We start from the raw sequence: 12921 nt of genomic DNA, 5'->3' as shown, positions 1-12921 counted from the left end.
CTTACTTCCTCTTTCTGACTGTCTGCGTACGGAAAGCATTCCAAATGAATGTTCCGCCTATACCGACAGAAAGGATACCAGCCAACCAAAGCATGGAAAGCAGCTGTTCTCCTGTTTGCGGCAAGCTAGCAGGCAATCCTTGCTGGTTATTCGCTGCCGGACGAGCGTTTGTTCCGCTGCTCGGTGTTATACCTGCAGCAGGTGTTACAGATGGTCCTGACGTCGGATTTTCTGTAACTGTACCAGTAGGTGTTTCGTTGTTTACAGGCTGCTCCGGATCTTTTGGTGTTTCACTGTTTGTTGGCTGCTCTGGTTCTTTTGGTTCTTCCGGTTTATCTGGAGCCGGCTCTAACACGTTCGTTGCCGTGACGACTGCTGGCTCTTTTTGTGCTGTCTCAATGGTAAACATGATCGGTGTATCATCTAGTTGGTAGCCAGCTGGCGCTTTTGTTTCGATAAACTGATAGTTTCCTGGCTTCAAGCCATCAACCTTAATCTGACCTTGCTCATCTGTGATGAGCTTTTCATTTACTACGTCACCTTTAGCATTAACCAGCTTGAATACTGCACCTTTCAATTTCTGTTCATCGTTGTCTGCATCGACTTTTTCAAGTACGACACTTCCTGTTGTCAGTTCATTAACAGCTGTCACTACTGCAGCTTCTTTTTGCCCTTTTTCTACCGTGACGTTAATAGCTTTGTCATCCAACTCATACCCTGCTGGTGCTTTTGTTTCCACAAATGTGTAAGAGCCTGGAGCTAAATCTTCCACGATAATACGCCCTTCTCCATCTGTGTGCAGCTGCTCTTTTACTGTATTTCCTTTCTCATCTAACAATTTAAATTCTGCATTTTCCAGATGAATCTCCGGATTGTCTTTGTCTACCTTAATCAGTGATACGATACCTGGCTGCAGTGTATTTTCTGCAGTGACAGTAAGGGCTGTTTGCTGTCCTTTTTCAATCGTGATAGCAATTGGTGTGTTATCCAGCACATAATTCTCTGGTGCGCTTGTTTCGATTAACTGGTAGTTACCTGGTTTCAAGTCGGTAATGGTCAGCAGACCATCACTGTTCGTTGTTAATCCTTCTTGCAATGTGTCACCGTTGCCGTCTACTAAACGGAAGACTGCATTTGCAAGTTTCACATTGTTATCCACGCTGTCGACTTTCTTCAACTGAACTGCTCCCGTAGAAAGCTCGTTTTGAAGCTGGACGACTGCTGTTTCTTGCTGGCTGCGTTCAATTGTTACTGGTTTTGCTGCCGGGTCTAGATCGTAGCCAAATGGAGCTTTTGTTTCTTTGATTAGATAGTTGCCTGGAACTAGATCTTTGAAAACAAGTTTTCCTTCTTTATTTGTTGTACCAGACGCAACCTTTTCTCCTTCAGCTGTCAGTAAGTCGAATGAAGCTCCTTCAAGGCCTAGCTTCTCATCGGCGCTGTCGAGCTTAACAATTTCCAAAGATCCTTTTTTCAGATCATTTTCCGCTGTAAGTGTTACTTTTTCTTGCTGACTTCTTTCAATTACAAACCGGATTGGTGTTTGATCTGTTACAAAGTCTGCCGGTGCTGCGGTCTCAACAAATTGATAGTTTCCTGGTGCCAGATTATCAACCGTAATGCTGCCTGATTCGTCTGTCTTCAAGTCTGCTTGGATTACTTTGCCATCCTGATCTTGCAGTTCGAAAACAGCTCCTGCCAGCTTCTCTCCACTATCATGCCCATTGATTTTCGTTAATTCCACACTACCTGGAATTAGTTTGTTTGCTGCAGACACAACGAGCTGCTCTTGCTGGTTCTTGCTAATTTCAAAGTCGATTGGCTTTTCGTTGAGCACATAATCGGCTGGTGCTTGTGTTTCGATAAACTGATAGGCTCCTGGTTTCAGGTCTTCAACAACAATTCTGCCGTTCTCATCTGTTGTCAGCTTTTCTTCAACCGTGTTGCCTTTACTGTCTACTAGTTTGAATACAGCGCCTGCTAGTGTGATTGTTTCATCCACACTATCTTTCTTCTCCAAAACGACACTTCCCGGAATCAGCTCATTCTCGGCACGCACAATAGCTGCTTCCTTTTGACTGCGCGTTACTTCAACGTCAATTGGTGTTTCATCTAGCACATAGTTTTCTGGTGCTTTTGTTTCGATGAATTGATACTTTCCTGGTGCCAGGTTCGAAACGATAATGCGACCATCCAAATCGGTAACCAGCTTTTCTTGTATCGTTGTACCTGCTGCATCGACTAATTTGTATTCCGCTCCTGCCAGCGGCACACCTTCATTGTCTTTGTCTACTTTAATCAAGGATACAGCACCTGGTGTAAGTGTATTTTCCACTTCCACTGTCGAAATCACTTGCTGTCCTTTGTCAATTGTAAAGATGATTGGCGTGTCATTCAGCACGTAATCTGCTGGTGCTTTTGTTTCTACTAGCTGATAATCGCCTGGCTTCAAGTTTGCGATTGCCAGCTCACCAGCTTCGTTTGTTGTTAAACCGGTTTGAAGAACTTTTCCGTTCTCATCTTGCAGCGTAAATTCTGCTCCTGTTAAGCCAATTGTGTTTTCTTCACTGTCGACTTTCTTCAATAGAATAGATCCTGTTGTCAGTTCGTCGACTTGCTGTTTTGTTACTGTTTCTTTTTGGCTGCGTTCTACTGTAACTGGAATCGGTGTACTATCCACGTCATAGCCGAAAGGTGCTTTCGTTTCCACGATCACATACTCACCTGGCAGCAGATTGTTAAAACGAAGAGTTCCTGTTTCATCTGTCTTGCCAGACTCAACGGTTACCCCGTCAGGTGTGCGAAGCTCGTATTCTGCTCCTTCCAAGCCTTTCGCTGTGTCATCTTCTCCAACCTTCTTAATTTCTGCAGCGCCTCGTTTTAATTCATTCGTCGCTGTTACAGCCACTGTTTTTTCCTGGCTGCGCGCCACTTCGACTATAATTGGTGTGCTATCCAAAACAAAGTGTTCTGGTGCTTTTACCTCTTCAAATTGATACGTACCTGGCGCCAAATCTTTTACAGCTATTTTGCCATCTTCATCTGTAATCAGATTGTCTCTTACGATAGTGCCTGCTGCATCCTTCAGCACGTACACTGCACCCGCTAAAGCTTCTTCTGAATTGTGTTTGTTCACTTTCTTCAGTTCCGCTGAACCTGGCGTTAACGTGTTTGTCTGCTGGATGACAAGTGCTTCTTTCTGACTCTTGTCTACCGTAAAGTTAATTGGTTCTTTGTCTAATTCGTAATCTTTTGGAGCTGTTACTTCAATAAATTGATAGTTGCCTGGCTTCAGATTTTCTACTACAATGCGTCCGTCATTGCCAGTTTTCAATTCTTTCTCGATAACGTCGCCTTTGCTGTTTACAAGCTGGAAGACTGCTCCTTCCAGTTTGATGCTGTGATCAGCGCTGTCCACTTTCTCTAAAACAACACTTCCTGGGATGAGCGCATTTGTCGCTGTCACGACAGCTGCTGCCTTCTGTCCTTTTTCCACTGTTACTTCTATTGGCGTGTCGTCAAGCTGATAGTGTTCAGGTGCTTTTGTTTCTACAAAGGTGTACGTTCCTGGAGCTAAATCCTCCACTACAATTTGCCCTGCTTCATTTGTAACCAGTTTCTCTTTTACTACGTCACCTTTCGCATCCAGCAGCTTGAACTCTGCTCCAGCCAGCTTCACGCTGTCATCATCTTCGTCCGTCTTAACCAACGAGACTGCTCCTGGCGTCAATGTGTTCGTTGCTGTTACTTCTTCAGCAGCGAGTTGTCCGCGTTCGATCGTGAATGGAAGTTTTTCATCATGCAGCTCATAATTTGCTGGTGCTTTTGTTTCTTGGAAATAATATTTACCTGGATGCAAGTCAGCAACAATCAGTTTACCGTCTGCATCTGTTTTAAGACCTTCTTTAACTAGGTCACCATTCTCATGATAAAGCGCAAATTCTGCTTCAGCCAAGACTGTGCCGTCCTTGTCATCGACTTTTGTCAGGATTACTTCTCCTGGTGTTAGCTTATTGCTGATTTCACGTTCTACTTGAATTTTTTCTTCATTGCTTTTTTCAATCGTAAACTGTATTGGTGCAGCATCTACTTGGTAACCGTTTGGTGCCGCTGTTTCAACAAGTTGGTAGTTGCCCGGTGCTAGCTGGTCAACTAGCAGTACACCTGCAGCATTGGTTGTCAGGCCTTCTCGTAGTGTCTCTCCGTCTGCTGTTTGCAGTTCAAAGACTGCGCCTTCCAGTAGACTCTCTTTCTGATTAGCATCCACTTTGGTTAGTTTAATGCTGCCCGTTATTAATTTGTTTTCAATCGTACCTAAATCGACTTGCGCTTCCTTATTTGGATCAATTGTAAACTTATGCACTGTTTGATCTAGCTGATAAAATTCTGGTGCTTTTGTTTCGACGATTGTATAGGTGCCTGGACGAAGGTCTGTCACTTCTACCAAACCATTCTCGTCGCTTGTGATGCCTTCTCTTACTGCGTTTCCATCAGCATCTTTTACCGCAAAGACTGCACCTTGCAGCGGATCGCCCGCCTGATCTGTCTTTTGCAGTTTAACGCTGCCTCTTTTAATTGTGTTGTCCTTGGTAACCTCCGTCACCCACGTTTGATTTTCCTGGATATTGAAATACACAGGATCTGCATTCAATTCATACAAATCTGGTGCTGCTGTTTCAATCCAGCGATATTCGCCAGCCTCCAAATCTTTGACAGAAATAATTCCGTCTTCATTTGTTGTGAGATCTTTTTGGCTTTGCTGCCATTCTCCATCGATTTGCTGCTGAAGTTCAAATACAGCACCTGCGATAGGTTTGCCTGTTTCAGCATCTTTTTTCGTTATTTGTGCATCGCGCGTCATTTCTTTATTTTCAATCGTAACTTTGGATTCGCCGTCTACGGTTACTTTTTGTGTATCCTGGATACCTACTACATAACCTTCTGGCGCTTTATCTTCTTTTAACAGATAGTCATCGTATAAAAGGTTTTTGAAAACGGCTTTGCCATCTTCGCCTGTTGTCACACTGCGAATTGCAATTTCACCTGCGCTATCGTACAACGTGAAGGTTGCACCCGCTAGCGGATCACCTGTAGCTGCATCCACTTTGGAAACTTCCAAACTGCCGTATTCGCCTGATCCAGAACCACTGCCTCCGCTCTTACGTACAATAATAGTCTTACCTGACTCTACTTGTTCCGTTGTAATATTCTTGCCTGAGAAAGTAGCTTTATTGCTGATAGATTCACCATTTGCTGCATTGATATACGATTGGTATTCCAACATGTAAGCACGATCGATATCTTTTAGGAAAGATAATACGAACGTTTGGCTTCCATCTTCAGCAGTCTGAATATCCAGCTTGTAGTCTTCTTTTGAAACTTCTTCTCCTTTTGTAAGGTTGCCATTTTCTGCAACATTCGTAGCGTAAAGCTTGAAGCTGTCTTCTAACAGTATTTGGTTTGCTTGCTGTTCATCTGTTATTTTTGCTTCGGTCACATGGGATTGCCCTTTATTAATATCAATCTTCCAATTAATTACATTCCCGTTTTGAGACCCACTTTTTACGTTATAGCTGCCCCCATTATGAACGGAAACATGTGCATCCAAGTTGATAGGCTCCAGACCATCGCTTGTCAGCGTTGCAGTGTTATTGTAGCGGTTCTCGATCAATTCTCCAGCAAGACTGGTCTTGTATTCAATCCAGTATGGTTTGTTGCTGTCTTCTAAGAATCTCACTTTGAATCCGGGCTCACCTTTTTCATTGGCAACCGTCTCAACAACATAATCTTTTCCTTCTTCTAATGGCGTTTCACCCTTTTTAACGCCATCCCACCAGCCGAAAAGCTCCATGTCATACACTTTTAGCGAGCCTTCTACAAGGTTTTGCTGGCCTTGGATATAGTCGGTTACGATGATGTTCTTTAAATCTTTTAAGTCGTAATTGACACCGACATTCCATGTAATTTCTTTCGTTACAGCATTGTAAGACCCATTCTTGAAGCCGTTATTTTTTGTATAGTTATCCGGACTAAATTGTGCGGAAGCTTCTTTTGTCTGCTCCTTGTTCCATTCGTCCGTCCAGTCTAGCAGTACATTATTTTTAAATACTTTCTGTTCTCCTAAGCTGTCATAATCAAAATCAGTTGTATACGTGATTTTATAAGGTGTCTCAATCTGATTGTTGAATTTAACTGTAAATCCATCTGGTGTTACGGTTAGTTCATAATCTTCCCCTTTGGATAACACGGTGCCGCTGGCAGTATCCACGATTTTAAACGTATCCTCTTGCATCGTAAGTCCCTTATTTGGATACGTGTCCGTAATGACCACATTTTTCATTACATGTGAATCTTTATTAAAGTCAATAACCCAGTTACTTGTTTTGTTCTGGTAGTTTACGTTAGGAACACCCTTGGACAGCACTTGCTGACTGACTCCCCGATCTGCGCCCTCTTCGTAATCCCCAGTTGTTACGGTATTGTTGATATTACCGTCATCTAATACGCGTCCATCTGCTTTCGTTTGATACGTAATCTTATAGGCGTTTTGAATGTCTTCTCTAAATTGAAGTTGGAAGCCGTGCTTTTTATCAGCGGCTGGCGCATCTTCTACAAGATAGTTATGAACCTCTTCTGCATTAACTTCTTCTCCGTTCTCTCCAATCGTAATTCTTTCTACTTTCACAGAGTCAGAAATCAACGACTGACTTTCATCAAACAAATCAGTCAACAGAGCATCCTGCTGCTGGATCGTTTTTTCGTTATAGTTGTATTTCACTTCCCAAGTAATAATCTGCTTTGCTGCATCATAATGGGTGCTGCGCTTCTCCAGCGGCTTGCCGCGGGTAACGCCAACAGAAGCTTGAGCAGACAAGTCCTCTATATTGGAACCTGTTAGTACAGCAGTGTTTGAATAGCTAGTGCCTTCCGCGTCCGTAATGTCTGATGTAAATTCAACGCGATAAGCATCTTTCAGCTGGCCAAAATGAATGCTGAATGGTTCTTCTTGCACCTGGTAATTGGATGGATCTACAAGTTCTCCTTGCTTAACCGTTCCATCAAGCTGGACGTCGAGTTTATACACCTTAATGGTATCCGGCTGCAGCTGCTGGTTTTCTTGAAGCGGATCATTCAGCACTGCATCCTCAATTGACTCCAACTGTTTATTGAAATCTACCGTCCATGTAATTTCTTTGGCATTATAGCCGCGGTCGGTTTTGCCGGCTTTATCAATTGCATTACCTGGCTTCGGTGCAAATTTTACAGGAATGACTTCCACATCTTCTTCTTTTATGTTAAAGATAATTTCCTGTTCAACACTTCCCTCAATCTCTTCCTTGAATTCTGTCCACAAATGCAGTGTCCCTTTTACATTGGACAGCTTACTGATGTTGTCATTGAAAGTCATCACGACCGTGCCATCCATTTTCATGATATAAGACCCGACACTATCGTTTCCAAATACTAGCTGACCGTCAACATCATTATGAAGTTTGAAGTAATCCGGCAGGTTGAAGGTAAATGTGGACCCTTCCCCATATGAATGGCCATTTTGCAATGCCCATTCCATATCAATCGTGACTGCTTCTCCTAATGCTGGCTGGTTATCGGGGTTTTCATTGGCATCAATGATATTCCCATCTTCGTCTTTCAAGACAATACTTGTAATGATGTTTTCTTCAATTTCACCAGTTTTGCGTTCCGCCTCTTCTGGTGCTAGTTCTTCTGCTTTCTCTTCATCTGTTTCTTCTTTTTTCGCTTCTGTTACCTCGTCAGTTTTCTCTTCTCCTGCTTTAGGTGTTTCTTCTTTCGCAGGCTCTTTTATTTCTTCTGTCTCATCAACTGGTTGTTCTTCTTCTCCCGTTGGAGGTTCACCATCAACTGGTTTTCCTCCCGCTGTATTCTCTTCACCTGTTTGTTCTGGATCAGCAGGTTTTTCTGCCGATACATCATCTGCAGGTGTTTCTTCTGTTTGTTCTTCTTCCGTTGCTGGTTCCGTTGGCGTTTGCTCTTTCTCAGCTGGTACCGTCAAATAAAATGGCACAAGCTGCACGTTACTTCCGACAACGAAAGTTAGTTCTACTTGATCTTCTTCGCTTTCTTGTACTGCTTGATTGCTGCTAAATGGAATTTCTACTGTACCTTTAGCAGGTTCTTGCTCCTCATTCGTAAATTGGAAAGATAAAACGCCATCCTTCAGGCTATACCTTCCTACTTCTTTGTTCGCTTCATTTACTAGAATGGAAGAATCCACTGTCTCAAAATCCAGCTGTTCTGGCAATGTAATCTGGTATGTATCTTCATCTGATGTGTGCTGGGTTTTGTTCCAATTCACTTTCAGTTTCAGTTTCGCATCTCTGTCTGCGCGGTGATCTGGACTGTTCTTGCTGTCCTCATGATCAGTCAACTCAATTTCTGCTTGAAATGGCTCAGCATCTGTTCCTTCTGCAAAAACCTGAGCTGTTCCGAGCGAACCGGATAACACCGTTTGCATAAGCAGAATCATAATCAGCAACATTACAGAAATTTTTTTCTTCACTGCATCGTTCTCCTTTGCGCTTTTCTAGTCTTTGAATCCTGAACTCAAAGCTTTCCTCACATTAGCAAAGCTTTCTGAACAAAAACTGTACATTTTATCCAGAAATGCACGGAAATAGACCTGCAAAGATTGTCGAACGGCAAAAAATCTTCCAAAATTAGGACGCTTATATAGTAAAAATTGTTATAATACAGCTAGGAAAACTACATGCGGGAGGCTTGATTATGAAAGTGATGTTAGTTGATGATGAGCCGCTGGCACTGCAATTTTTAGAATCACAGTTACATAGCATTGGGGACTTTACGATTGTTGGTGCTTATGACTCCACGCGGGGACTAACAAAAAAAATTATAGAGAAGCAGCCAGAGCTGCTTTTTTTAGATATAAAGATTGGCGCAGTAAATGGTGTCGAGCTGGCATCCACGATACAAGAAGTGAAACCGGACCTTCCGATTGTCTTTGTAACGGGGTTTCATGAATACGCTGTTCAAGCATTCGAGTTAAATGCGCTGGATTATATTGTGAAGCCGATACAAAAAGATAGATTAATCAAAACAATCCAACGGTTGCGACAGGATGAAATAAACGAAAATACATCCGAGGCACCTATTCAAATTATGTGCATGCCTACTTTACAGTTCATTCAGAATAACGCGTCGATACCTGTCCACTGGCGGACGTCCAAGGCAAAAGAAATATTCTGTTATTTGCTTCATCATGCAGGAAAGCCTGTGCGTAAGGATATTCTTATCGATGAATTTTGGGGAGAGTCGGAACTAGTTAAATCAACTACCCAGCTGTATTCCACCATCTATGTAATCCGGAAAACATTAGCCGCATCGCTGCCTTCTTTGTCCTTAACCAGCAAGGATCAGTGCTACCAGCTTCATATAGGAGATACAAAAATTGATGCAGAAGTATGGGAGAATCAATTGCATCAATTGCCGCCTTTGCAGCAGGATTCTCTGCCTAGCTACCAAGCATTTCTGCGAGAGTACAAAGGCGATTACTTCGCTACCGAGGGTTATGAATGGGCGGAAACGAAACAAAGATATTTACGGGAGTCCTGGTATAAGACCGCTGCTCAAACAGGAAAATGTCTCGAGGAACTGCAGATGATTGAGGATGCGCTTTCTCTATACTTAATCATGCAAGCACATTTCCCGTATATTTCACATAGTTATCACCGCATATTGCATCTGTATAGTGCATTAGGGGAGTGCGGTGAAGTAATGAATCAATATGAACGACTAAAAATCATGCTGGCCGAGGAATACGGAGTCAATCCCGATTCAGACATAACAGAATGGTATGAATCATGGAGAATGCAGCATATGTAGCAGCATACAGGAGGAATAATATGAGAAGGAGAACAAAGCTGCTCATTATTTTATCTTTTGCCATCCTGCTGACTTTGGGCAGATTTGTCTGGTATCACTTTCAGACACCGGCCATACAGCCGACGGCAGCAGAAGGACAGTTGGATGCACGAAAAATTGATTTCTCCACCAGCCATTCAATTGAATTGAATGGCGATTGGAAAATAACAGATGCGGGAGCTTCCGGCACATATGGCCAGCTCCCAGCATACATGGAATCGCGTGCAATCGGTGCTTATGAATTAGCCATACAAACAGGAGACAGCGCAGCACAATACGCCCTCTCCATACGGGCACTTTACGCTGACGTTACAGTGTTTGCTAATGACAAGCTCGTCTATCAAACACCCAATTTCCATCAAGGACCCGCTACTCCTATCGCTATTACCGATTTGGAAGCAGATAAAGACGGATATATACGGCTGCATGTGCGGTTCCATGCATTTCATGGAAATGACCATGCGAAAGCAATGATTGATACAAAATTTGGTTCCAGCAAGCAAATCCAGAAAGAAACATTTTTAGCTGCAGGTGTCCAATTTTTTGTTGGTGCAATTCTGTTTATCCATGCTGTCTATGCCTTTGTCCTTTATTTGATGAGACCAAAGAAAATAGGCACGTTATATTTCTCCATTGCTGTTCTATTGACCGGTATAGCTGTTGTTGCTTCTGATTACAATGCATTCGGATATGTAATCAATTTGTCTCACAACTGGCATGTGCGGATTGTCTATTTTAGTTATATTGGGTTGAGTTTCTTCTTTTTGCTGTTTGCCGTAGTCACGTTCACGAACGCGGCAAACAAGTGGCCATTCCGCATACTTTCTTTGTTGTATGCGGCTTACCTAGTCTATATCCTTTCGGCACCAATCGATCTTGTACGATATGTGCTCGGTATCGGTATTTCTTTAGTGATCGCTTTCTCCATTGTATGCTGGATTCTGCTCCGAACGGTTATTACTACCGGGGAAAGAGCGCTGCCTCTGTTTCTAGCAGGTGCTGCCGCTGTCTCACACGTAGCTTGGAGCGTTTTTGTCGCAAACCTTCCTTTCATTGATAACGCATTGCAAGCAGCAATTAAAAGCGGCTTCTATCCATTCGATATTACCGTTGCTTTCGTTTGTTTCTGCAGCTTTTGGTTCATCCGTTTTTTCCAGACAGAAACAGAAAACGAACGATATATTGAACAACTGGAATTGGAACAAAAGCGGAAAGACCAGTTCCTGGCGAACACGTCGCATGAGTTGCGAACACCGCTTCATGGAATGATGAACATGGCCCAAAGTGTAATCGACCAGGAAAGTAAGCTGAACAAACAAAGCAAATACAAGCTGCAGCTGATTCAGACAATCAGCCGGAAGATGTCTTATCTTTTGAATGATTTAATTGATGTAACCCAGATGAAGCAAAATCAGCTGCGTCTAGTACCTGCAGCTATGCAAATTGAGCCTCTTCTTATTGGAACTGTAGACATGCTTCGTTTCATGGCTGAGGAAAAACACGTGGAGATTCATGTAGACATGCCAGAGTCACTTCCTTGTGTTTATGCTGACGAACACCGTGTTACACAAATTGTGACTAATATGCTTCACAATGCCTTAAAATTTACACCAGAAGGCAGCATTCGTTTGGTTGTCTCAGCGGATGAGAAACAGCTTTATGTAAAAGTGATTGATACGGGAATTGGGATAGATAAGCATAAGCAAGCACGTATTTTTATTCCTTATGAAAAGGGAGATAATGTAATTTCGGAGAGTGAAGGCATCGGTCTTGGTCTCGGTATTAGTAAACAGCTGGCTGAAATGCATGGCGGAACTCTGACCGTCGAATCCGAGTTAAATAAAGGTTCTGTCTTTACATTGTCTCTGCCATTGGCGGCTGATCAGACAGTCAGCTCTACCTCCAGTAGGACGGCCTATGAGGAAGCTGCCTCTGCGGCTGCAGAAAGAATAGAACCAGATTTAGCAAGAACAGCTGGCCGCCGTATTTTAGCAATAGATGATGATGCGGTTAACTTGATGGTCTTAAAACAAGCATTGGAACCAAATGGCTATCATATTCACACGGTTTCCTCTCCAACAGCATTTTTGGAGTGCTTAACAAAAGAACAGTATGATCTGCTGATCATTGATGTGATGATGCCAAAGATGTCTGGTTTCCGATTGACAGAAATCGTTCGGCAAACATACAGTCTGACAGAATTGCCAATTTTACTGCTCACAGCTCGCTCTCAAGCGACGGATGCGTATGCAGGTTTTCGTGCTGGTGCCAATGAGTACGTTACCAAACCGATTGACATGTTAGAACTGAAGACTCGAATCAACTCCTTGTTGGAGCTAAAAGGCTCCATCGAAGATCGCTTGCGTATGGAAGCGGCATGGCTGCAAGCCCAGATTCATCCGCACTTCCTTTTTAATACGTTAAATACAATCGCGTCATTAAGCACAATTGATACAGACCGTATGCTGCGACTGATTCAGGAATTCGGCAATTACTTGCAGTCCAGCTTTAATGGAAAGAATATATCCAGCTGTATTCCATTAGAAGAAGAACTGGACTTAGTCCGCTCCTATCTGTATATCCAGCAAGAACGTTTTGGCAGACGACTTCAAGTGAAGTGGCATATCGATCGACATGTGCAATTCCGTATTCCTCCTCTCACGCTGCAGCCTTTAGTGGAAAACGCCGTAATTCATGGACTGCAAACAAAAGAGGATGGAGGCACCATTTTCATCGAGATTTTTAAAGAGAATTCAACAGCGGTTATCTTCATTAAAGACGACGGCGTTGGAATACCTTCTGCTAAACTGCAGCATTTATCTGTAGCCAGTGAACAAAAAGATAGTATTGGCTTGCTTAATACACATACACGTCTGCAAAAAATGAATGGAGCTGGATTGCTAGTATGCAGTGAGGAAGGGGCAGGCACAACGATTCAAATTCGCCTTCCGATACCTAGAAAAAACAACGAAGACCAGCAGCCCTGATTGCAGGGAAGCTGGT

General features: G+C 43.0%; 3 protein-coding genes. 2 read left to right on the top strand and 1 reads right to left on the bottom strand.

All coding sequences use genetic code 11. The features are described from left to right. Window position 1: 1 nt before the first annotated feature. Window positions 2–8539: a SpaA isopeptide-forming pilin-related protein gene (locus tag CRO17_RS03550; protein ID WP_097039302.1), complete on the bottom strand. Its 8538-nt coding sequence runs from the start codon at window positions 8537–8539 to the stop codon at window positions 2–4. A 224-nt stretch (window positions 8540–8763) separates the two neighbouring features. Between CRO17_RS03550 and CRO17_RS03545 the strand changes: the two genes are divergently transcribed. Together CRO17_RS03545 and CRO17_RS03540 are read left to right on the top strand one after the other, a co-directional pair. After that, complete coding sequence (locus CRO17_RS03545; RefSeq protein WP_097039300.1) at window positions 8764–9879, top strand: response regulator; 1116 nt, start codon at window positions 8764–8766, stop codon at window positions 9877–9879. 20 nt (window positions 9880–9899) lie between these two features. Beyond that, a complete protein-coding gene (locus tag CRO17_RS03540) occupies window positions 9900–12905 on the top strand; it encodes a hybrid sensor histidine kinase/response regulator (protein WP_179636799.1) in 3006 nt (1001 codons plus the stop codon). Window positions 12906–12921: the final 16 nt, after the last annotated feature.

This window comes from Terribacillus aidingensis, from assembly GCF_900215625.1.
GTDB lineage: Bacteria > Bacillota > Bacilli > Bacillales > Amphibacillaceae > Terribacillus > Terribacillus aidingensis.
This window is presented reverse-complemented; position numbering and strand designations above follow the sequence as displayed.

Coding starts and splice junctions, on each gene's coding strand:
- CRO17_RS03540 (WP_179636799.1), top strand. CDS start 9,900: ATGAGAAGGAGAACAAAGCTGCTCATTATTTTATCTTTTGCCATCCTG.
- CRO17_RS03545 (WP_097039300.1), top strand. CDS start 8,764: ATGAAAGTGATGTTAGTTGATGATGAGCCGCTGGCACTGCAATTTTTA.